24 protein-coding genes and 1 pseudogene are annotated in these 23,931 nt (G+C 39.0%); 2 read left to right on the forward strand and 23 right to left on the reverse strand.

The window, feature by feature from the left end; all coding sequences use genetic code 11:
* Positions 1-85: 85 nt before the first annotated feature.
* The 15 genes from VAHSUH02_RS07360 to VAHSUH02_RS07435 form a co-directional block, all read right to left on the reverse strand.
* Complete coding sequence (locus VAHSUH02_RS07360) at positions 86-1,276, reverse strand: RuBisCO large subunit C-terminal-like domain-containing protein (protein WP_005382552.1); 1,191 nt, start codon at positions 1,274-1,276, stop codon at positions 86-88.
* Positions 1,277-1,404: 128 nt separating this feature from the next.
* Positions 1,405-1,824, reverse strand: coding sequence for a flavodoxin (locus VAHSUH02_RS07365; protein WP_005377355.1), 420 nt, complete (start codon positions 1,822-1,824; stop codon positions 1,405-1,407).
* Between the two features lie 10 nt (positions 1,825-1,834).
* A complete protein-coding gene (locus tag VAHSUH02_RS07370) occupies positions 1,835-2,422 on the reverse strand; it encodes a DUF3793 family protein (protein ID WP_005377411.1) in 588 nt (195 codons plus the stop codon).
* A gap of 109 nt (positions 2,423-2,531) precedes the next feature.
* Complete coding sequence (locus VAHSUH02_RS07375; protein WP_005380715.1) at positions 2,532-3,158, reverse strand: hypothetical protein; 627 nt, start codon at positions 3,156-3,158, stop codon at positions 2,532-2,534.
* 49 nt (positions 3,159-3,207) lie between these two features.
* Complete coding sequence (locus VAHSUH02_RS07380; protein WP_038148620.1) at positions 3,208-4,896, reverse strand: glutamine--tRNA ligase/YqeY domain fusion protein; 1,689 nt, start codon at positions 4,894-4,896, stop codon at positions 3,208-3,210.
* 45 nt (positions 4,897-4,941) lie between these two features.
* Positions 4,942-5,934, reverse strand: a complete 993-nt coding sequence (locus VAHSUH02_RS07385; RefSeq protein WP_169996420.1) for a 2-hydroxyacid dehydrogenase — start codon at positions 5,932-5,934, stop codon at positions 4,942-4,944.
* Between the two features lie 179 nt (positions 5,935-6,113).
* On the reverse strand, positions 6,114-6,581 hold the full coding sequence (gene mscL / locus VAHSUH02_RS07390; RefSeq protein ID WP_005382547.1) for a large conductance mechanosensitive channel protein MscL: 468 nt from the start codon (positions 6,579-6,581) through the stop codon (positions 6,114-6,116).
* Positions 6,582-6,701: 120 nt separating this feature from the next.
* Entirely contained in the window at positions 6,702-8,396 is a 1,695-nt protein-coding gene (locus VAHSUH02_RS07395; RefSeq protein ID WP_038148664.1) for an ATP-dependent nuclease, read from the reverse strand.
* A gap of 109 nt (positions 8,397-8,505) precedes the next feature.
* The gene (locus VAHSUH02_RS07400; RefSeq protein WP_005382545.1) at positions 8,506-9,393 is read right to left on the reverse strand and encodes a DMT family transporter; all 888 of its coding nucleotides are present in this window, start codon (positions 9,391-9,393) and stop codon (positions 8,506-8,508) included.
* 80 nt (positions 9,394-9,473) lie between these two features.
* Complete coding sequence (thrC, locus tag VAHSUH02_RS07405) at positions 9,474-10,973, reverse strand: threonine synthase (RefSeq protein WP_005382544.1); 1,500 nt, start codon at positions 10,971-10,973, stop codon at positions 9,474-9,476.
* Positions 10,974-11,112: 139 nt separating this feature from the next.
* The gene (locus tag VAHSUH02_RS07410; protein WP_005382543.1) at positions 11,113-12,054 is read right to left on the reverse strand and encodes a Dyp-type peroxidase; all 942 of its coding nucleotides are present in this window, start codon (positions 12,052-12,054) and stop codon (positions 11,113-11,115) included.
* A gap of 87 nt (positions 12,055-12,141) precedes the next feature.
* Positions 12,142-12,339, reverse strand: coding sequence for a helix-turn-helix domain-containing protein (locus VAHSUH02_RS07415; protein WP_005382541.1), 198 nt, complete (start codon positions 12,337-12,339; stop codon positions 12,142-12,144).
* Positions 12,340-13,069: 730 nt separating this feature from the next.
* Positions 13,070-13,573, reverse strand: a complete 504-nt coding sequence (locus VAHSUH02_RS07425; RefSeq protein WP_005382536.1) for an ImmA/IrrE family metallo-endopeptidase — start codon at positions 13,571-13,573, stop codon at positions 13,070-13,072.
* Positions 13,574-13,585: 12 nt separating this feature from the next.
* The gene (locus tag VAHSUH02_RS07430) at positions 13,586-13,936 is read right to left on the reverse strand and encodes a helix-turn-helix domain-containing protein (RefSeq protein WP_005382534.1); all 351 of its coding nucleotides are present in this window, start codon (positions 13,934-13,936) and stop codon (positions 13,586-13,588) included.
* A 139-nt stretch (positions 13,937-14,075) separates the two neighbouring features.
* A complete protein-coding gene (locus VAHSUH02_RS07435; RefSeq protein ID WP_005382532.1) occupies positions 14,076-14,282 on the reverse strand; it encodes a helix-turn-helix domain-containing protein in 207 nt (68 codons plus the stop codon).
* 373 nt (positions 14,283-14,655) lie between these two features.
* On the opposite strand from VAHSUH02_RS07435, the gene VAHSUH02_RS07440 reads away from it, so the two are divergent.
* A complete protein-coding gene (locus VAHSUH02_RS07440; protein WP_051022576.1) occupies positions 14,656-15,126 on the forward strand; it encodes a BRO family protein in 471 nt (156 codons plus the stop codon).
* A 125-nt stretch (positions 15,127-15,251) separates the two neighbouring features.
* On the opposite strand, the gene tnpA is transcribed toward VAHSUH02_RS07440, so the two are convergent.
* Entirely contained in the window at positions 15,252-15,713 is a 462-nt protein-coding gene (tnpA, locus tag VAHSUH02_RS07445; protein WP_005380067.1) for an IS200/IS605 family transposase, read from the reverse strand.
* Between the two features lie 246 nt (positions 15,714-15,959).
* Positions 15,960-16,943 (reverse strand): Abi family protein, encoded by a 984-nt coding sequence (locus VAHSUH02_RS07450; RefSeq protein ID WP_105112053.1) that lies wholly within the window; start codon positions 16,941-16,943, stop codon positions 15,960-15,962.
* 529 nt (positions 16,944-17,472) lie between these two features.
* Between VAHSUH02_RS07450 and VAHSUH02_RS07455 the strand changes: the two genes are divergently transcribed.
* Positions 17,473-17,934 carry an ArsR/SmtB family transcription factor gene (locus VAHSUH02_RS07455; RefSeq protein ID WP_005383749.1) on the forward strand — a complete coding sequence of 154 codons (462 nt, stop codon included), beginning with the start codon at positions 17,473-17,475 and terminating at the stop codon, positions 17,932-17,934.
* An 87-nt stretch (positions 17,935-18,021) separates the two neighbouring features.
* Here the strand turns inward: VAHSUH02_RS07455 and VAHSUH02_RS09705 are convergent, their stop codons facing one another.
* From VAHSUH02_RS09705 to VAHSUH02_RS07480, 6 genes and pseudogenes are all read right to left on the reverse strand, one after another.
* Positions 18,022-18,171, reverse strand: a complete 150-nt coding sequence (locus tag VAHSUH02_RS09705) for a hypothetical protein (protein WP_005383747.1) — start codon at positions 18,169-18,171, stop codon at positions 18,022-18,024.
* 6 nt (positions 18,172-18,177) lie between these two features.
* Positions 18,178-19,494 (reverse strand): pyridoxal phosphate-dependent aminotransferase, encoded by a 1,317-nt coding sequence (locus tag VAHSUH02_RS07460; RefSeq protein ID WP_005383745.1) that lies wholly within the window; start codon positions 19,492-19,494, stop codon positions 18,178-18,180.
* A 166-nt stretch (positions 19,495-19,660) separates the two neighbouring features.
* The gene (locus VAHSUH02_RS07465) at positions 19,661-21,520 is read right to left on the reverse strand and encodes a TonB-dependent receptor plug domain-containing protein (RefSeq protein ID WP_038148888.1); all 1,860 of its coding nucleotides are present in this window, start codon (positions 21,518-21,520) and stop codon (positions 19,661-19,663) included.
* 29 nt (positions 21,521-21,549) lie between these two features.
* A complete protein-coding gene (locus tag VAHSUH02_RS07470) occupies positions 21,550-22,461 on the reverse strand; it encodes an ABC transporter substrate-binding protein (protein WP_005383741.1) in 912 nt (303 codons plus the stop codon).
* A gap of 1 nt (position 22,462) precedes the next feature.
* Positions 22,463-22,894, reverse strand: a pseudogene (locus VAHSUH02_RS07475) (cobaltochelatase subunit CobN); the annotation flags it as partial.
* Positions 22,895-23,155: 261 nt separating this feature from the next.
* On the reverse strand, positions 23,156-23,758 hold the full coding sequence (locus VAHSUH02_RS07480) for a hypothetical protein (protein WP_038148882.1): 603 nt from the start codon (positions 23,756-23,758) through the stop codon (positions 23,156-23,158).
* Between the last annotated feature and the right edge of the window lie 173 nt (positions 23,759-23,931).

Raw genomic sequence — 23,931 nt, forward strand, 5'->3', positions numbered from 1 at the left:
ACTCCATATAATTAATTATTTCTATTGGTGAAAGTCTTTCAATCACCGTACGATTGCGTTAGTGAAAGTCCAACTTTCACAACTATTATTGTTTCAATTGTGACAGTTCTTCTAATCGATTAACAAAATACGCCATATTCGACTCAAGATCTGGTCCACGACGGAACATATCGCCTCCAACGAGGAACATCGTATCATTTCCGTACAACTCGACTAATTCTGTAAGGCGCGCATCAGTCACGCCACCACCAGGAGCCGGACAGCCTGCTTTCACCAATCCTACAGGATGTTTAATATACGCGGCAATACGCTTACATTGCTCTTGGGTAAAGGTAAAGCGCCCTCCATAAGATACAAAAACCATCATATCAGCGCCAAATAATCGAGGCAAGAATCCCAACTGTAAATAGTCGGCAATACCGGATACACCAGGGCTCACAAAACCACCAGAATAGGCAGGGTGGTGAATAATCGGCAAGCGCAATTTTTCATCGGTAGCTAATTTATGTAACCAACCAGAGCCAACTAAACCTGTGGCTACCATAAGCGCCGTAGCACCCGCCTCTTTAGCGAAATAAGCGCGTTCTAATACATCTGTGCCATCACCAGACACATTAGCTGCATATAATGCGTGTTTTCCATGCGCTTCATTCATCTCACGCACCGCAGCAGCACATCGTCTTACACGATCCTTAAACTGCGAAAAGGATTGGTTCGTAATGCCATGATCATCCTTGATAACATCGACGCCACCACGCGTATACGCTGCACACATGCGAGCTAGTTCTTCATTAGGCGTTCCCATAGGTTTAATTACAGCCTGAATCATCGGTCTTGTAGGCGTTTCAACCAATCTACGAATACCATGCAATCCAAATCGTGGCCCTTTGAATACGTCAAATAATGTAGGACATAGTTCTATGTCTACCACCCAAATATGAGGTTGTAACGATGAGTTACCAAATACAACATTTAAAAATTGCGTTGCTTCTAATGCGGTAGTATCTACATGATATGAAATGCGAGCTAGATAATACCGAGAAGCATCAATCACTACATTCGGCATCACTCCCACAGTTGCATGTGCGGAATCTGGCGCCATCGGTTCGAGAGATTCCAATCGACCGGTAATTGTATTTTTAATATATGGATCAGTTACAAATTCATAAGGAAATTCAATCGTTTGTTCTACTTGAACAGCCCAAGCAATAGACTTTGCGTCTTCATATGTGTCGGCTTCAATTCGGTAGGTAACTATAAATCGCTCGTCCTTCATAATGCGTCTCCTTTGCAATAACATTATTTAATTATATACCAAAGCAGTACACCTTTCCATAAATAGATACAAAAAAGACTATAGCGATGTCACATCCATCGCTATAGTCTTTATATAATATGAAGTTGTTATGCGTTAGCTAATGTTTTACCCAATTCTTGGCATTGTGCATTGCCGTCATCATCTGGTTCACCCAAGATTGCTACACCGTCAGCTACTAATTCGCCGCCAGCATCTTTAATGCGAGTGCCCCAGTCTTCTAACCAAGTGCCACCCCAACCATAGGAGCCAAAGATTGCTACTTTTTTACCACTCAATTTACCTTCTAATTCAGTGTAGAATGGTTCGAATTCGCCTTCTTCTAATTGTTCAGCACCCATGTCAGCGCAACCAAGAGCCAATTTATCGTAAGCTGCTGCTTCATCAACAGATACTTCAGAAACGGATTTCACTTCTACGTCTTGACCTGCAGCTTTGATACCTTCAGCTACTTCATAAGCCATTCTTTCTGTATTGCCTGTACCGGACCAAAAAATTACACCAATCATCTTGTACCTCCTAGGCCGTTCTTGCGACCAATGAACTAAATGTTTTTCCCAACATCAATTGAGTTTGACAAAATTCACGACATGCTTTGTAACATAGGAAAGAGCGTTGTGCATCTACTACATCGTGGTAAACCTTCCATTCACCACACATAGAGTATCCATTACCGCGACGAGAAATAAAATACTTCACATCCATTAATGGATATCCAAGGAATACACCAATTTCATGAGGGAAATCAACGCTTGATTCCATACGATATCGCAAATGTTCAAGCATCTCCATAATGCTCATACTATCTTGATAACCGTAGGCTTTCAAAAATGTCATCACCGCAGGTTGCCGTACATAGTCTCGTAATTGTGTTTCACGGAACACCAATAGTAGTCTACGTGCTTTACAGCGACATAATTCAAAGAAGAATAAACCCTTTTCATTAAACTCTTTATTATATTCAGTCAAAACGAATTGGATTTGTTCATTCATGTCCCGTGGAATAGAAACCAAATTCGAGACCTTAATGCCTCGAATTGCCGGTGCACAATGAAATCCAATGATATTGTCAATTGAATTCATCATAGTCGTACCTGCCTGTTGCATATCTATATAGAATCCGCCTCATTACTTGAGATTGATTACTATATACACATAGTACTCTCGATGAGAAATATTGTCAAGATAATTGATAATTTATTTCAATAATTATTTATTATTTACTAGTTAGCAAGTTGCTCACGCGAGGAAATACCTTAGCATCACTTTCTTCATCTATAGCGATAAATCGCACACTAGGGCCCTCGTATTTACTTTCAGAAACAGCAATATGAAGAATCTCATTATAAGAATTATTATTATCTTTACTTGTATATTTTAGTGCACCTACATATGTTTTATTATGCTTAGCCAAAGGTGTCACCACTTGGTATTGGCCTAGCTCAGCAGCTTTACCTCCATTGATAGACGCCACCAAATTACCGACATCACTGGCATCAGTACTCACATGCTTGGTGTTAACAAGATTATGTTTACCACCTACGACCACATTCGCAAATACAGCGTAATTCATTTCATTTTCTCGTTTTACGTTAAGCGTATATACCTCGGCACGGCTGGCACCAGCTTGCATAAGAGCCGTTTTTACATCGGTTTTACCTGCGCCGGCGAACAAAGCCTTTGGCGCATTGGCATAAATCGTAACACCTTCGTTAAGTTTCATACCATTATACGTTCCATATGCAGCGGCATATTTACTAGCATTAATATTAGCCGCATCAACAAGTACAGGTGTGCTCATCGCTACAACACCAGCGAGAGCTAAAGCTATCATTGATTTCATAGTTTTCTCCTAAACAAAACCGCCCCTTAAAGGGGCGGTATAATCACAACTATTTCTTTTGTTGTTTTGCCCATGTATCACGTAAACCTACGATGCGGTTTACCACAATATGATCGGCAGTGCTATCCTTATCAGTTACGAAATAACCTTGGCGCAAGAATTGGAATCTATCGCCAGGAACAGTATTAGCAAGGCTTGCTTCACCTTTACTGTGCATAACCTGTAACGATTCATGATTAAAATCAGCTAAGAAGTCTTTACCATCGGATTCTTCTTTAAGCAAGTAGTCATATAAACGAGTTTCAATATCTACAGCCGTAGAAGCTTCAACCCAATGCAATGTACCCTTTACCTTACGTGTGCAACCACTACCGCTCTTCGTTTCAGGGTCATAGGTACAATGGATTTCAGTAATGGTACCGTTTTCATCCTTTACAACAGATTGGCAAGTAATGAAATAAGCGCCTTTTAAGCGTACTTCTTTTCCCGGAGCCAAGCGGAAGAATTTCTTAACCGGTTCTTCCATAAAGTCGGCGCGCTCAATATAAATTTCGCGACCAAACATAACTTCACGAGTACCGAGTTCTTCATTTTCTGGATTATTTTCAACCACACAAGGTTCTGTTTGACCTTCTGGATAATTATCGATAATAACCTTAACAGGGTCGATGACAACCATTGGACGTGGAGCTTTTAATTTCAAATCTTCACGAATACAGAATTCAAGCAATGCAATATCTACAGTGCTATCAGCCTTAGCTACGCCAATGCGGTCGCAGAAATCACGGATGGCTTCTGGTGTATAGCCACGACGGCGCAAGCCAGAAATGGTAGGCATACGAGGATCATCCCAACCGGATACGAGGCCAGCCTCTACAAGAGCACGTAATTTGCGTTTAGACATAACCATTTTTGTTACATTTAAACGAGCGAATTCGATTTGGCGAGGTTTTTCAGTGTCTTCCCAATCTTCGAGAACCCAATTATACAATGGACGATGCACTTCAAATTCCAATGTACATACGGAATGGGTAATGCGTTCAATAGCATCCTCAATAGGATGTGCAAAGTCGTACATTGGATAAATGCTCCATTCAGATCCTGTACGGTGATGCTCTGCATTTACAATACGATACAATACAGGATCGCGCATGACGATATTAGGATCCGCCATATCAATTTTAGCGCGTAATACCTTTTCGCCATCCTTGTATTTCCCCTCTTTCATTTCTTCAAAGAGTTTTAAATTTTCTTCTACAGAGCGATCGCGATATGGGCTATTTGTACCTGGTGTAGAGAAATCGCCACGCGTTTGACGAATTTCTTCTGCTGTTTGATCATCTACATAAGCCTTACCCAAGGAGATAAGCTTTTTAGCATAATCATACATTTTGCCAAAGTAATCAGATGCATAGCGTACGTCGCCATCCCAATGGAATCCAAGCCATTCCACGTCTTCCTTAATGGAATTTACATATTCCACATCTTCCTTTTCTGGATTTGTGTCATCAAATCGCAAATTGGTTAAGCCCTTGTATTCTTCGCCTAACCCAAAGTTAAGGCAAATGGACTTAGCATGACCGATATGTAAATACCCATTTGGTTCTGGTGGGAATCGCGTATGTACACGGCCACCATATACGCCCTCTTCATTATCTTTATTTATTTCAGCTTCGATAAAGTTAATGGATACAACTTCTTCAGGAGCTACAGTTTGTTCAGTATCTTTATGTTCCAACGTTACAACCTCCATACGATAAATATTCTTTTATTTTACCATATTTTATATAGGACCGCACATTTTATAATTCACCTCTTCGTTAACACATGTTTGTAGAGGTTTTTTATGAACACCAGCAATGATATTATTCGCTGTCAACATGGACATATCATATCGCGTGCGATCTGTATACGAACCAATATGAGGAACAATTAAACAGTTATCAATGGACAATAATGGATGATCTGCTGGTAGTGGTTCTGGATCAGTTACATCAAGTGCAGCATAATCGATTTCACCAGTTTTAAGAGCATCGATGAGTGCATCTGTATCAACGATGGCACCGCGACCTACATTGACGAACAATGCGGTCTTTTTCATTTTCTTAAAGAACTCGGCATCGCACATATGATACGTTTCATCCGTAAGTGGCGCCATGATACATACCACATCACTCGTAGCGAGTAGCTCATCTAATTCCATATATGTTGTTCTATACAATTTATCGTCATTACGTTGATGTCGATTATGATATACAACGGTCATACCAAAGGCGCGAGCACGTCGAGAAATGGAAACACCGATGGCGCCCATACCAATGATACCCAATGTGCGGCGACTCAAATCAAAGCCCTTAATATTAGAAGGACGCTCAGCCCAACGGCCATTTTTTACAAAGGCTGCATTTTCAATAATGCGCCGACTGGCCGTAGCAATCAATGTGAAAGCGAGTTCTGCTACGGTTTCGTTGAGAACACCTGGCGTATTGCCATAAGGAATGCCCGCCGCCGTAAGTTCATCAATCTTTACATTGTCATAGCCTACTGAGGCTTGTGCAATGACCTTTAAATTAGGCGCATCTTTCACAAGGTCCGCATCAACCGATATGGAATTAATAGACCACAAACCATCAGCATCGCGTAACCATTCTTTTAAAACCTCTCTAGGCATTTTAGTTTTTTCTGTCCACTGACGTACGTCAACATGTTCTTGTAAATAGGCAATAGCATCACGTCGCACTAAGCCAGGTACCACTACTAATGGTTTACGTTCCATAATCATTTCATCCCTTCTATATATTCTAAAATGCTGTAACAACATATCATTTACAACGAAAACTATATGTATCTATATTGTATCCTATAATTGGAAATTTACCAAAACTCAGGGCTAAGTTACAACAAAAAAGAGTTCTAAAAGCATTATGCTTCTAGAACTCTTTCTTAGTGTGTTGATTATTTTAAATCAGATGTACAGTTAGGACATTTAACCGCATCAATATTGATTTCTGTTTTACAGAATGGACATTCTTTTGTAGTCGCTGGTGCTTCTTCAGCTTCTTTCTTAGCACTTTGCATTAGCTTCGTCAACGCGCGAATCATTAAGAATACAACGAATGCTAAGATTAAGAATTGAATAAGGTCAGTAATGAATGTACCGTAAGGCAATACAGCACCAGAAGAGCGAGCTGTTGCAATATCAGCACCATTTACAAATGCCTCTTTAGATGCTTCACTTAATGGCAAATATAGATTGCTAAAATCAATACCACCAGTGAACACGCTGATTAATGGCATGAACAAATTGCTAACTACAGAATTCACTAATGCTGTGAAAGCTGCACCAATAATCATACCTACAGCGAGGTCCATCATGTTCCCTTTAAAAGCGAACTCTTTAAACTCTTTGATAAATTCCTTCATGTTTAACTCCTACTCACACTTAAAACCGTTCGGAAGAATTAACCTCATTAATCATAAAAGAAAACTGCATCTATGTCAAGATTTTTCGATATAGTTTATTGAAAGTTTTTAATATACTTATCATTCTATTTTTATAACAGATGATTCTAGAGATAAAACTTTAGCCCGTTCAATAACCGCAATAAAGGCTGGTGGAATCATATGCTCAGGTATATAGTAGGCAATTCTACGCCCTACAATCACACCTTTATTGCTATAAAACCAAGAGAAATAGTACGCCAATAATGTATCTATATCCTTTGCCTTGATATTTTTCAAACATCGTTGTACCACTTGATGATCATCAAGCCCCAACTTAGCAAAACCGCGGCGGGCCATATCCTTTGTTACCATACCACGCCCTGTGTCGATAAGATCTTGAATAATGGCATCCAATATATCCCGATGATGATGTTGAATTAAATGGGACACTACATCCATTTCAAAACAGATTTCATTCGTGTAAAACACATTAACATGAGACTTGCTATGCTTATCCATTACATCTCGGTCATAGAGTGCTACCGTTGGAATGGCAAAGCTTTTAAATAATTTATGAAGTTTACTAATAGAAGATTCTCCACGTGCATTAATAAGACATATACCAAAATAATCAAAATCTACATTTAATTTTTTGGCAATACCTGCAAAACTACCATACTCAGTTTCCCCTTCCACCAAGATGATACACCGTGCATAGAGGGCTTCCTTCGCTTCAGGGAAATGCATGATTAAATGCTTTTCTACTTCTCGAGCAAATTTAAATGTCACCCCGCATGCTGCGCGAACGAGACCCGTTTCATCACGATACATGCGTATAATATGACGATAATCGTCTACCAATGCATCGGTACTATGAGTTACCACAAATAATTGACCCAATAGACCATCAATTTGAAATAACTGTTTAATTAATGCTAAAAATTCAGCATTTTCATTGGTCGCAATTTGACGATAATAGCTGAGCACGGCTCGTTGCAAATAAGGACTCAAATGCAATTCCGGCTCATCTACGCTGATAAAGACAGGTAAAAATCGACGGCCTTCACTGTCATACACGAGCAATGATTCTAAATTTGAGGATGCACTGTGCACCTTCATGTAAATTTGAGCCAAAATCTTTAGCGCTACCGCCATGATAAGGCGTACATTATCTATGGAATACTTACGAATTAAGTTTGCCTCTGTAGAGGATGTTAATAGTTCTACAAGACGCTGAATATTAAGAACACATTCGGGATCAAGCCCCATTCTTACATTGATAAAGCTATCTAATGCGATGGCATCATCTGATGTCAATCCAGTCTTAGGCAGATAGGTAACAAGCTGTTTCCCCAGTTCCATATACACCGATGTAGGAATGGAATAAAGTTCCGCTTCCGATGTATCGCGATGACACATATATATTGTATGGCGCAACATAGACAATGGTACCGGTGTCAATTTCTCTCCATCCATCTTATAGAGTCGTGGATATACCTCTTGTACCACTTGTTCAAGGCGTAGATACATACCATCTTCTGGACCAATCATATCCTGAAATGATGTAGTAAGCTCAGAAAAGGACATTTTACACTCAATGCGTATCGGTCTATGTACATCAGCAAAGTCACTTTCTTGAAAACCTCGTGCATTCATCATTTGCTCTAAGAGGTCAAGAAAATTGGATTTCCCCACTGCATTTTCGCCTACAAAGTAATTGATATCATTGTGAAAGTGTAGTTCAATATCTACGAGATTACGGTAATTCTCAATTTTAATCCACTCCATAAACATAGCCATCACACTCCTACAATATACAAAAAGATGCAACCATACAATGATATCCCTAATTGATGGTCGCATCTTGATTATGCACCAATACTACTTATATAGTATTCGACATTTATTTTGTTTTTTCCTCTATAACCTTGCCTTCACGTATAGGACCATTTTGCTCTTTTAAGCGTGCCAACATAACGGACGCCACAAACATGGCGATACCAGCGCCTACCGTTTCGATGGATAAGCTTTCACCAAAGAATAAAAAACCATAGAAGGAGCTAATAAAGACGCCTATATATTGCAAGAATTGAGCTACAACAGCATTTGTTGTAACAAAAGCACCCGTCAAGAAGAATTGAGCCACTACGGTTATACCGCCAATAGCAGTAATAATGAGCCATTCTTGACCTTCTGGCATTACAAATCCATCGGTCGTCACAAGACCGGCAATCATACCTGTAATCAAAAAATACGCCATAATTTCAAAATTACTATGCTTACCATGCTTACTAATAGAGCGAATCGTCGTATAAGCTGCGGCCGATAAAGCAGCACCCAATACAGCGACTAGTGCATACCAGGTAAATCCACCATAGCTAAACGGATTAACCATCACCATCACGGCTATGAAGATTAGAATAAGCCATTTACCAGCACCCTTTGGAACGCGTTCCTTTAAGAAAAAGGCGCTAAAGATAAACACGAAAATGCCCGATGTTTGAAACAATATGGTAGCATCAGACATCTTCATATGTACCAAGGCTATAAAGTTACACACCATGCCAAAACCGCCATAGAGACCTCGCATAACAAGCAAGCCCCGGTCCTCCGTGGAAAAGCGGATGCCCTTTATATACATAACGATAAGAACTGCAACGGTGCCAAATAATCCTCGAAAGAATGCAATCTCTCCAGATGGAATATTCGATCCTAGCATCTTAACGAACAAATTCATAGTACTCAGCAAAAGTGCCGAAAGAAGCGCATAGATTAACCCTTTTTTTGCCATATATCCTCCTATCTCGTCGATACAATATATCGATAACCAATACAATAAGAAACCGCCCCTACAAGGAGAGGCGGCAATTATTATTTAGAGAATGTATCAACAAAATCTAGAATTTCTTGTTTCATATTTTCTTTGTCGATGGCTTTTGTAAAGCGCAACGATTTAGCCTTTAACGCAGCCAATTGTTTAGGGAATGCTACACCAGTTACAGCAGAGATATTATCTAAGCTTTCATAAGGGGTAGAACCAACCTTAATATCAAGAGCCTCACAAATAGGTGTTGGGAATTTAAATGGATGTGCAGTAGATGCGATGATCGTATGACGAGCACCATCCTCTGGATGTGCTTCTAATTCTTTCATATATGCGCCCATCGCAACAGCGGTATGAGGATCCATTAAATATCCATAGGAATTATACACTTGCTCAATAATGGCCTTTGTTTCTTCATCATTTACATAGGCACCGCTGAAATTAGCTTGAACACGTTTAAATTCTTCTTCATTGACAGATAATTTGCCTGTAGATTTCAAATCCTTCATCCATTGAGCTGTTCTTTCACTATCCTCACCGGAAATATAGTACAAGAAACGTTCAAAGTTAGAGGATTCAAGGATATCCATGGATGGAGAAATCGTCGTATAGAACGGACGATTCATATCGTATGTACCAGTTCTAAAGAAATCCGTAAGTACATTATTTTGATTGGATGCACAGATCAATTTACCGATAGGAATACCCATCTTTTTAGCATAGTAAGCAGCCAATATGTTACCAAAGTTACCTGTTGGAACCACTACATTAAATGCTTCATCTTCATGGATAGCACCTTGTGCAACAAGCTCAGCATAAGCATTCACATAATATACCACTTGCGGTGCCAAACGACCAATGTTAATGGAGTTCGCACTGGAGAACATAACGCCTTTTTCGGCTACTTCTTTAGCTGTCTCTGCATCGACGAATAAACGTTTCAAGAATTGTTGAGCATCATCAAAGTTGCCATGAATAGCCGTTACGTTAACATTAGCGCCTTCTTGCTTTTGCATTTGTTCTGCTTGCATAGGGCTAACGCCATCAGTTGGATAGAATACTTGAATATGCGTACCAGGTACATCTTTAAACCCTTCAAGGGCAGCCTTGCCTGTATCACCAGATGTAGCTGTTAGGATAAGAACCTCTTTATCTTCCCCTTCCGCTTCTTTTGCGGCTACCAATAAATATGGGAATAGTGAAAGCGCCATATCTTTAAACGCTTGTGTACTGCCATGGAATAATTCCAATACGGATACTTTTTCAAGTAAAGAATGTAGAGGTGCAATATCGCGGGTGCTAAAGTTTACATCGCTGTAAGCGGAGTTAATCATTTCCTTAAGGTGTGCTTCGGAGAAGCAAGGGAATAATTTTGCTAATACAACAGCAGCTACCTCTTGGTACGGTTTATCTTTAATGTCGTTATAGCTTAAGCAATTTGTTGGAAATAAAGCTGGTACGTATAAACCACCATCTTCTGCCAAACCATGTAATAATGCATATGTTTCATTTACGGCAACAGTGCCACGTGTACTTGTATAATTCATGGGCAACCTCTACAAACTAAAATTCTACAGAATCAATAATATTCTCTAATTATAGCATAAAAGCGCCCCAAAAGGGGCGCTCTCTATAGATTTTATTATATATTATTTTATCATTGCATATATCGGCAAAAGACAACGATTATAATTCACCTTCTGCAATAGCATCCAATGTATCAAGGGATGGAATAAAGAACAACATACCCGTAATAGGTTTAGAGTAATCGAGCAATTTGTCGTTTTGTGTGAACATATTCGTAAGCATTGTTTTCGTTACATCCCAGTAACGAGCATAGCCGATGAAATATGTGCCACGCACACCTTGGCCAGGTTGTGCAAATGGTACATTCATACGAACGATTTTATGTTCTTCGTCATCGCGATTGTCTTGAGCTACTACATTGTGAGCTGCTGGATCTTTTTCATCATCTTCCAATTCAATATCGCTGAATTTACGACGGCCAATGAATTTTTCTTGCATTTCTGTAGGAAGTGCACGCCAAGCATCAAGGTCGTGTTCATATTTTTGTGCAAATGCATAAGAACCATTAGTGAATTCAGGGTCTTCATCACCGATAACGCCCCACTCTACTGCTTCTTGGCCTACAGGATTTTCCGTACCATCAACGAAATCGATAATAGCACGACCTTGTTCATAATGGAAACCATGAGTTTCATCAACTACAGATGTAATAGGACGCAAGAATTCCATGATTTGATCCACTACAGTATATGTAACAGATTCATTATTGGAACGAACATGTAAGAACAAATCAGCCGCTACAGCTGGCACGTCTTGTTTATCACCTTTAATACCTTGGAAGTCTTCTAACTCTTTTGGTACAGGTGCATTAGGGAATAAATAATCCCATGCTTTACGGCTAAAGCCAAAAGCGATACCCAAGCCTTCGCCATTAGCACGAATACTAACAGAACGTTTAATGGCTTGAATACGATCAGCCATATCTTGGATGACTTCTAATTCTGCATCGCGATCTTTACGATTTAATAATAATGTTGTGAAATTGACACTTTGACCAGCATCTTTATATACATCTTGTGTTCTAGCTACATCTACTGCCATTTGGAACCTCCTAATGAGAAATAGTATTATATACCAATCATAAGTGATTACTAATTTATTGTCTATGCAATATTTATCAGAATAAATTTATAAAGACTTTATTTCTTTACCATATAGACGTTCCATACCTTGTCTAGTGACAAGCCACATTTTCCCTGATTTTCTAAATTCTCCTTCTAAAAATCCATTCTTTACACGACCCCTACAGTTTTGTTTAAGAGAATCAGCAGTAACATTCCAGCGTTCTGCCGCCTCTTGTGTGGTCATTACATCATCTAATTTCATTATAGAACTCCTAATATTACTAATAGATTATAAACGGATAACACAAAAGCAATAATACTAATTATTAAAGTTAATCTTGAAATCATATGCTCGCCATTGTTATAATAGTTAGGAAGATTGGGGCTCTTACGAGCCCCTGTGGTTACTGATTTAATAACTGTATTATTGCGATTGCAAGCTGGATAAACGCGGTTATTATTGGTAGCCACTTTTTTGTTATCTTCCATAACTTCTTCAATGGCATCACCTCCTTCCTTATGTCTGCCTTAACTATACTATATATTTTGTCTGACATAAGTCAAATAAATCTTTTTAACTAAAAGAGGACTTCCACATCTCTAAATGTAGAAGTCCCCATATCAAGTTAATGAATACATATAGTCAGCATATATACATCACTAACTTAATACCTCTAACATTAATTAGAGGATTTCTTCTTTTTCACGGGCACCCAAAAGCGCCAGCATGTATATCCGTATTCGGATGCAATCATTCGTTTGCCCCAACGGTTTGTATACTCTTTACAGAATATCCACATAAAGGCCTCCCTTCTGGGACTATTGCAAAACCTTCATGTAAATGCTAAAATAACTTTGATAACTAAATTAGTCTGACCATTTACGTTCAGATTCAATTTTATAAGTTGCAGCTTATAAAATTGGCTACAGCCCCTTGTATTCAACCACTTGGTGGCTGTTTTTTTATTGCCATCATATCAATACCTCCTTACTTACTTTCTTCTTCTTTGTATTGATGCTGCTTTTTCTGTGATTCCATAATAACGTGCTATGTCTATTACGCTCATATCTTTAATATATTCATATGGTGCTAGTAATTCACCTGCAAATGCATTCGCTTGCCACTCAGGATCTTTATATGGTGGTATATCTCCATCTTCTCTCGCAAACGTAATCGTCTCTGCACGATGTAATAATAGATGTCCTAATTCATGTGCCATAGTTAATCTGTCTCGACCATAGCCATTGCAAGCACGTTCATATACATCTTCTCTAATACGAATTCTGTTTTCGCTTGGAATTGTTTCTCCATGCTTGGTACCCATTTCATGTTTTGGTACAATTTCGAATTCTACGCCAATTTGCGTAAGTATATATTCAAATACTTTCACAATATCAACCGGTGCATTTAATGGTATATCGAATATTGTTCTAATCAACTCACATCTTTTACGAATTTGTTTCAAACTCAATGGAGGTACAGATAAACCAGCCATATTTCAAACCACCTACTTTTCTAAAATACAACGAATTTCTTCTAATTGTTCATCTGTTAACTTTTCAAACTGTCTAGCTAACGTCAAAACCATTGTTTTCTGGTTATGATTTACTTGAGATAAATCAATATCAATATTAGTTCTAACACTGTCCTCTGCAGATTGTAATTCCATTACAATATCTTGACTTAAACCATAGTAACTCTTTATCTTATTAGTTAAGTCTGTAGGAATTGGCCGTTTTCCATTTTCAATCGATGAAAGATAAGCAGAGGTCATACACAAGTTTTCGGCCATATCTTTTAAAAGTTCGTCTTTATCAATTCTTATTTTTCTAAGAATCTTGCCGTATGATGTTGCCATTATGCTTCCTCCTAAACACAGTGTAGTTATCTAATAAAGTAATAGGATTAACTACACTGTTAATTTTATTACTTTTTATGCTAATTGTCAATATGTGGTATTTATCTTTTTGACTTTAATCTATATAGAGTAGTTTTAATTATTTAAGTCTTTCCTTTCCATATAGCCTTTCCATCCCTTGACGGGTTACAAGCCAGATTTTCTTCGACTTTCTAAACTCACCTTCTAAAAATCCATACTTCACACGCCCTCTACAGTTTTGTTTAAGTGACTCGGCAGTAACATTCCACCGTTCTGCAGCCTCTTGTGTAGTCATAATACCATCTAGTCCAAATTTCAATTTCATAATCTTCTAACAAAACATCCGATTACTAATATTAAAACAATAATAGTCGCTATATTAATCAGCCATTCTAAATATTGCATAATTCACCTCGTTGATTTACAATGATGTCGAGAAGGTGGCTGGGCTTTCACCCGCCTGCTTTTTAGTCTTTGCTAACAAGTTTTAAAATTGCTAGTGCTAGTACCAGTAGCGTTAATGTATTTGCTAAACTTGTTAGCTATTTTATTATGTCCATACTTACACCGCTTTACAATACCGTTACACGCTCTAACATGTTTAACAGCAAGATTCTTTTAATAAAAAACTATCGACTTAGGTAAATAGTATGTATACAGAGAAATGGACACATATCATAATAGGAGGTGAAACTTATATGTTTTTCTTTTTTCTTGAGGAAGATACTAGTACAGGTTCGTATACATCGCCTTTTGATTCGATAAAACAACTTGATGACGAAGGTAATGAGTATTGGTATGCTAGGGATTTACAAGGGATACTTGAATACTCCGAATGGCGAAATTTTTATAAAATTATTGAAAAGGCAAAAAATGCTTGTGAAGCCAGTGGTCATATGGTTCAATCCGAATTTGTTGACATCAACAAATTGGTAGATGTTGGGGCTAACTTACAACGTAGTATACAAGATATAGTACTCTCTAGATACGCTTGTTACTTAATCGCTATGAATGGTGATCCGCGTAAAGAGGTAATCGCATTAGCTCAAACTTATTTTGCGGTAAAAACTCACAAGCAAGAGCAATTAGAATTGCAAAAAGAAGATAGCTTATGCTTACAAATTGATCTGCACCCATTTTCTTGGACAGACAATCAGAACCACCCGTAAAACGGGTGGTTTGCTCACGGGCTATAAGCCCGTAGTACTAGGCCAGCGTCTAAAGGCGCTGGCTTTCACTACGTTCAAGCCGCATAGCCATTGACTCGTAACGGTCCCCTTAAAGGGGATATGTATTACTTGCTACCCTTAAAAGGGTCCTCATATTCTTTTACACTAAGTTTATCTTTCATTTGGTCATGTAACTCTTGCTCACGTATATATTTTTTTACGGTAGCTTCATTTAATCCTACCGTACTTACATAATATCCCTCGGACCAAAAGTGTCTATTTCCAAATTTATACTTTAAGTTTGCGTGTTTATCGAACATCATTAGTGCACTTTTACCCTTTAGATATCCCATAAAAGATGAAACTGATATTTTAGGTGGAATTAACACTAGCATATGCACATGATCTGCCATAAGCTCCCCCTCTATAATCTTGACGCCCTTATATTCACATAAACGTCTCAGTATTTCACGTAAACTATTTCTGTATTGATTATATATAACTTTACGTCTATACTTAGGTGTAAATACTATGTGGTATTTGCATAACCATTTTGTGTGCGCAAGGCTCTGTGTCTTTGTTGCCATATAAAATCACCTTTCTTTTGTATATAATGCGGCTTGAACACCTACATTATACTTAAGCAAGGTGATTTTTTTGTATAACTTTCGTTGCCGCACCCGCATAGCGGGTGGTTTTATGATTCGCGACTACGTCGCGAACCAGTCTAAAGACAAATAATAAAAAATGGGCTGGTCGAGACCAGCCCATCAAGTATGCTCCGAAAAGACATACCGCAATTAACATTATTATAATACAACTTATAAAAACAATCAACTAGATATAACCAATTTCAACTGACTAAGACGCCCACTTAAATTAGCTGGAACAATTGCATATTCTACTCTAGTATTAACATTTTGTCTTACATCTACTACTAATTTTTCATACTGTTTAATAAAAGATAAGATTTCTTTTTTAGGTACACATAATGTTTTCAAAAACCAAGAAATCAAAATAATGTAATCACCTATCGTATCAAAGTTAACAAAAGGTAAATTAAAATAATGTACCATATAACTAGACATACTTCGTGTGGCATTAAAAGACTTAAAGCGAGCATCAAAAACTATTCCATTATGTGCTACAGCATTTCTTAAATCCTTAAGTAAATAGATATAGTTCGATAGCAATTTACGATTTGTATCAAATTGGACTCCTATACCTAAACTATGAGATATTCTATCTCTAGCAGCAATAGTAAAACTAGCTAATAATTTACCAAACTGACCTAACATCATAACTTCAAACAAAGCCCATATAGGAACCTCTGAAGCATGATTGTCATAAAAATGCGTAATTTTAGTATTTCTGGATTTATATTGATCTAATAATATGCTTTGGATCATTTTTTGTAGCAATAACTTATTTTGTTGAATTTTTTGCTTTTGCTCTCTACCAAGTGTTGTAGGAGAATTATGAAACCCTTCAACAGCTAATCTAAACATATCATTAATATGCTCAGATTGTATAAAATTTAAAACCTCTTCAAGTACAATATTTTTAACGGCAGTTTCTATAAACATTAATTTACTATATAACAATGACTTAAGCTCACTATCATATCGAATAATAGCTTCAACTTCACGATAATCTTGAATCGCCAGTCGGTTAGTAGGTTGTTTAAAAAATCTATAACCTTTATATCCATGAAAATACCCACTATTTCTTAATAGTCGTTTATCGGTCGTTCCTCTAATATCAATACCTTGATTTCGTAAATGTCGCATTAAACCATTTAAAGACTTATAGCTCACAATATACGCCCTCTTCTCCATTTTATACAAACACGAACTAACTATACAATTTAATTATAATCCTCTTAATATAAATTTACTATTTATATATAATGAGATTTATAAATAAAGCACTATGAGTATTCTTCTAAACTCTACCTTTACGGCCTGCGTCCCACGCAGGCCTTTCTCTTCTAGCACATAAAGTTTTTAGCGGGAGGTGAGGGCTTTCAAAAGACGACTTTGGCCCTGCGTAGCCCTTTCCCTTTCTCACATAAAGTTTTTAGAGAGGCTGTAGGGGGATTCTAAAAACGACTTTGGCCCTGTTCCGAAGGAACAGACCTGGCCGGTAGAGGCTTTTAGAATCCCCCTACAGCCGTCCTCAAAAAATTTATAAATTTTCCTAGCTTTCACATAAAAATTAGCGTATGATAAATGTAAGTAATATTCTCTATACGGAGCAAGACGCGTATATAATACGACCGCATAATGCAAGACCACGGTCAAAGTAAGGCACTCAACATTTTGGTATTTACCTCAAGGAGGCCATATGGATCCGCAAAGAATTCTGAAAGCATTATCCAATCCACATCGGTTAGATATTATATTGTGGCTAAAGCACCCAGAGCAAGAATTCGGTGTTCAAGTACACTTTAAAACTCTCATCGATTTTCCAAACAGCGTTAGCGTTAAGAGTATCCAAAAACGCTGTGGTGTATCGCAATCGTCTGTATCTACATTTATGACTATGTTAGAGCGTGCAGGCCTTGTGGAATCGCGAAAAATTGACCAATACACCTATTATAGGCGCAATGAAACAGTTATCCGCGAGTTTGGCGAATGGTACAACAAAGAAGTATCCATCCAAACCGATAATATCGACAAATTATTGGAAACAGTAACCTTAGACGACACATCCTATCCATCAACAGAGGATAGTTCTATGCTAAATCAACAACAAAGCATAGGCATATCTACTAAGGGACTAGACTATGAAAAAGATAATACCTAAACACAACTCCCTATCATTGCTTTATAGGGAACAATAAAGGAGCTATACTGCTAGAGGGTATCCTCAGCAATATAGCTCCTTTTAAATTTATTTTTCTGCTCCATCGATTCTCTCCCTTACGCGACGAAAAACATCGGTGCCAGAGAATCTAACTTTACTTTCTTTTGCTGCAAAATCAGCCTCGTCTAATGCATACTCAATAGAGTCTGTTAATTCAGCATATAATTCCATATCCATTTTTATTTATCGTTGCGCTTCGTATGCTCTAAATAGTTTAGATAGCAATACAGGCGCTAGTTTTAAAAGATCTGGGTTTTCGCAGAAGGATACGCGAAGTTGTGTCTTACCAGGATTGTGTTCCCTATCGACACCACTGTAGAATCCGTTAAGTGGAGCCATGAGCAATGTATAGTCATTGCCATCATCCAAGGTCACACGGCCGTGTTCAGCACACCAAGCAGCAAATTCAACGCCATCAAAGCCAGGTTTTGCTACATTGCGTACATCGATAACGAAATAGATGGACGCTTCTGGATTAGAAATAATGAAATCTGGTTCTACCTCTTTAAATCCCTTGTGAAGTTCATAAATCATTTTGCGATAGTAATCACGTTGTTGCTCATACCAGTTATGAAGATCAGCGTGGCTTTCATGAGCCAAGGCACCAAAAATATATTGACCAAGCGTATTAGCACTGAGATTCGCCGTATATTCAGCAACAGATTTTTCATAGCACAACGCATTGTCTGTAATGATGGCGCCAATGCGAAGGCCACAAGCATTCCAAACCTTAGAGGCCGTTTCAAGACTAATACGACGGCCTTCGATACCTGGTACATCCTTATTCGTCAATGTCCAAATACTAGATGTTTCCTTGCCTTTTTCGTAGGCCAATTCACGATAGGCTTCATCGGAAATAATCCATAAATTATATTTTACGCACAAAGATGCATATTCAATCAAAGTTTCTTTGCTGAATAGTTGACCAGTTGGATTGTCGTAAGGAATAATCAACAATGCCCCTGGTTTTGTTTCTATAATGCGTTTTTCCACGGTTTCAATGGATGGCAATTCAAATTCGCCATTCTCGTTCAGGCGTCGTTCTACGGTTACCGTTTTACGACCAATGCGATGACCTACCGCATCGTAGTTCGTGTAGGACGGATTAAACATCAATAGAGGACGTTCCTCTTCACCTGCACCGCCACAAACGCCAAGCATGATGATTTCCATCGCCATGGACGCACCATCTGTAACGAGTACATTAAGGCCTGTTGTATCGAAACCTTGGCTACGCAAAATATGCAAGAATGCTTCACGACATTCATCGGTCCCCGTTGTTGGTACATATGGCACGATGCCCGTACTGAAAGGACTATTTGGTCCGCCTAGAGTAAATAGTCGGCGCTGCATGGCGGGATGCATAGGACGCATAACATTACCAATAGAACCATTAACCAAAATAGGTGGGTTCTTTCGCTCTAAAAATTTAATTTGCCCCATGCGGATCCCCGACGGCTTGCGAGCCATCATATACGGGGATAAAACCGGTAGTTCCATACAGAATCCAACTCCTCTAAATAAACGCCTTACACAAAAATAAGGCTGTAATACGCATACATTGATATATATAGATACATTCTATTATAGTGCTTTTACAAGAGAAAATCTATAGTTTTATCATTATAGCTTACAGCCTTATCAGTTTTTTTACTTATGCGATGAATTAGATGGTAACTTCAATACCTAAGCGGAAGTTGCGACCTTGACCTGGCCACCAATCACCAGCGTGGCCCCAACGAACGCTAGATTGTTCTGCATAGTATGTATCAAATAGGTTATTGATGCGACCAAATACAGTCACATTTTCACGCACGCGATAGTTAGCACTTATATCAGTAATCCAATATGTTGTACGAGGGAAGATATTAGCCGCAGGACCTGGACGGTCGATGACACCGCGAATATCCAAATGAGCATCCCATTTAGCATCGTTGTAATCGAGACCTGCATTGACTGCATGTTTAGGTACATAACCATCGCGATTTGCTTTGCGAGTTGGTGTAGCATCAATATGAGTATATGTATAACCGAGGCGGGCAGATAAATGTTTCGTTAATTGTTTGCGTACATCTGCATTGATGCCATATGCTTTTTCTGTATCAAAATTACGGTATTCACCTGACAATGGTACAGGGTTTGTCATTACCCAACCAATTTTATCTTTTGTACTGCGACTAAAGAAGTTGAGATTGCTGTTCCAAGTTTTACCGAATTTATGATGAACACCGACGCTCCATTCATGACCTGTTTCAGGTTTCAAATTGCGGTTGCCATTTGTGCCATCAAAGAGTTGATATGGTGTAGGAGCCAAGAAATATTCTTTGTACGCTGCATATACATTCGTTTTAGCATTCACATCGTAGCCAACGCTAATGGATGGGGATGTATGCGTGCCAAATGCGGAGTGATGGTCAACGCGAACACCTGGTAAGACAGTCCATTTTGGAGCAACCTTCCACTCATCTTGTACGAAGTAAGATGTGTTCGTAAGTTTTACACCACCCATATTAAGCACCTTATCTTGACGCCAATCAATACCGCCAACTACGGTATGATCTTTTGCTTTATACGTCACTTGGTCACCAAACGCACGAGTCTTAATATCTGTTAAATAACCATCATATTTAGTTTTATAATGATTATCTAATACGTACAATTGATGGCTCCAACGTTTGTTGATGTTATTATTCCAAACTGCACGGAATGAATCACTTGCTTCTGTACCATAACGAATGTGATTGAGAGCACCCAAGTGGTCAGAATACATCGCATCACCGCGATAGGTATCATAGAATACTTTCACATCATTTTTGTCATTGATTTTGTTGCCTACCATGAAGGAACCAGTATGGCTGTTGCCATGTTGCAGAATGCGTTTGCCATGACCATCTTTATAGGAACCGATGATATCTTTTTGGTACCCTACACGCCAGTACCAATCCTTTTTGCTACCTTCGTTCAAGAGAGCGTATTGTTCTAAATCATTGCTGCCGCCCATCATGCGAAGCTTAGTTTGAACGCCTTCCTCAGGTTTTGCCGTGATTACGTTCACAACACCACCGATAGCGCCAGAACCGTACAATGTAGAACCGGCACCGCGTTGTACTTCAATACGATCGATGCTAGACATATCTTTCAAAATTGTCATCGGTGGATTCACGCCAGCGGCGCCCATATTGATACCGTCTACCAAATATAATACTTGGTCGGAACCATTAATACGGAACGCATTAGAATTCGTGTAACCTACACCACCACCGTACGTATTGATATCTACCCCCGGTACGATACGCATCGCTTCATTCATATTAGTCGCGTGACGTTCGCGGATATCGTCGCCTGTAACCACACCCACACTAGCTGGTACTTGTGAAAGTTGTTGTTCACTACGCGTTGCAGTAACAACAATCGTATGGGAATCCCCTGCATCAGCAGCTAATACGCTAGGTGCACTAATTGTGCTACCAAATACAAGAGCTAATCCCACATATAGAGATAAACGTTGTTTCTTTGATACTTTCATAAAAACCTCCACACACATCAAACTATAAATTACATACTATAAATATTTTGTGCCATAGATACCATTGCTCGAGTCATAAATTGAGAATAACTCATGACCTGCGAGGAATCTACAAGGTACACACGACGATTGGCGATGGCCTTAACGCCCTGCAAAGCAGGATCAGAGTAAAGCTGCTCTGCCGTTGCTGGCGTAGTACCATCTGATGTATAGGCCACAGAAGGAATAAAAATAATATCAGGGTTAGATTTTATTAAATCCTCTCTCGTCCCATTATCAAAAGGGCCTAACCCTATTTGAGTGGCTGCATTATTTACCTTCAAATAGTTACACATATCATCAAAGGTTGAACCCTTGCCGCCTGTTAAACCAAATTGGGAATAAAACGCCACCAAAGGACGTTCTCCACTATGCTTATTGGTCAATTCTTCTACAGTTTTCAAATCTGCATCCATGCTGGCAATCATGGATTCATCAGATGCATGTAATAGACCGGCAATCTCATGAATAGTAGCTTTTGCTTCTTGTACCGTAGTAGGCGTTTTATATACATAAACAGGAATCTGCATATTGCGCATTTCCCCAATCGCATCTGGAGACATCCAATTGGGTACTAATACTAAATCTGGCTGTACAGAGAGCATGGACTCAGCAGATGCTTTCACATGTTTCTCTACCTTAGCCGACGCGTCGGGCACATTATTAGGTACCGTACCAACAGCGGCTACGCGACTTGGATCAACCAAGGATAGGACTATATCCTCTGTGCTAGCAGCAATAGGAACGATGTGCTTAGGTTCAGTCGGCACCGTAACAACAGTGCCTGTGCCATCCGTCACCTGATGTGTAGCGCCCGTAGTTTCCAGCTGTTTAGGACCACAGCCGAACACCAGAAGTACCATCATGACTATGGTACATATAATAGATATTCTTTGTTTCATACTAACGACCTTCTATAACACCTTCTATGGAAATATATAAGGACTGCAAATTCTCTAGCATCTTTGGAGATGCATCCCAGTAGCCACGTTGAGCAGCTTCTAACAAAATTTCCGCAATGCGCTGCAAGGCCCACGGATTTACATCACGCATCCAGTCTTGCACCGTTGTATCTAAAGCATACTTGTTAGCATAACCTTCATAGACCCAATCGGGCACTATATCGCTCGTCGCATCCCAACCAAAGCTATGGGATACTACATTGGACATATCCGATGCACCTTTGTAACCATGATTCATCATGGCTTGAATGAATTTCGGGTTTTGTGTTTCCCCTTGCACAACGCGGCGCAGCTCATCCGACAATGACCGCATCACAACGCGGCTACGATCTGTGCTATCCCCCACATAGGCGCGAGGCGCACTGCCCTTTGCATTAGGATCGTTAGAGTTTTGATATGGATTGCCATTAGTAGTACCGGCATCACCACCAAGGGTTACATTGTCTGAATAGGTAAATTTAGAATTTCCTGATACACCAATATTATAGGCTACACCACCAGTTGAAACGATAGGTGTATCAGCGGCTTGCACTAGGCCTATAGAAGATACACTAAACACACTCATCATTGAAACAATACATAATTTTGTTGCGTAATTCATATTACGACCCTCCCACACTTTCAAAATGTGTTGCTATACTCCCGCTAATGTTCTCGAGGTACCATAAATTTCAGCCACCACATAAGGGTTCCCGCAGGTACTCAATTTGGCGAGTATCCGTTTCGTATAATCTAGATGTTCTAACAAAGCATCGCGTAGTTTGCGTTGCACGTGGTCAGGGGAATGAAATACGAGTATAGGATCAAAGTCTCCTATGATGATATACGTTGTATGTGGTTCTGGTCCTGGCTCAATGCGGTATTGAAATGGAATGATAACGTTGAATAAACCATATACCACATCACGCCCGATGGGTTTGCGCGATTTCAGGCTCGCAAAAGTCATGTTCGGACTCATCGTTCTAGAGTCCGTATACATCGGCTTTGACCGCCTCGACGATTGAATGCCGTTTGCTAGAACTCCCTCGTGGTGCGCTACTTCTCTCAATACCATCTTAATGGATTTATGGATGATTTCACGCCGACCATCTACATAGTAACACGCGGTACAATCACCGCCGTCAATATAGATTGGGATCAAGCAACATATATGGTGATCTACATCGCCATATATTGCATTTGGATTACAAGAAATTGATTCGTTATTACTTACATTTGCACACGTTGTATTCAACATTATCTTAACCTTTCTGTAAGATTAATAAATAGTCAGTAATAAAATAAGGAATTCCTCTTGTAAAAGCTTATAAATAACACGTGTTATAGTAGGTGCTTTAGCAGCACTTATGAGTTAATTGTATACCTATAATTACAAACTGTAAATATATAAATTAAAAAATATTTTAGATT

Origin of the sequence: Veillonella atypica KON (assembly GCF_002959915.1) — a bacterium.
GTDB classification, from domain to species: Bacteria; Bacillota; Negativicutes; order Veillonellales; family Veillonellaceae; genus Veillonella; species Veillonella atypica.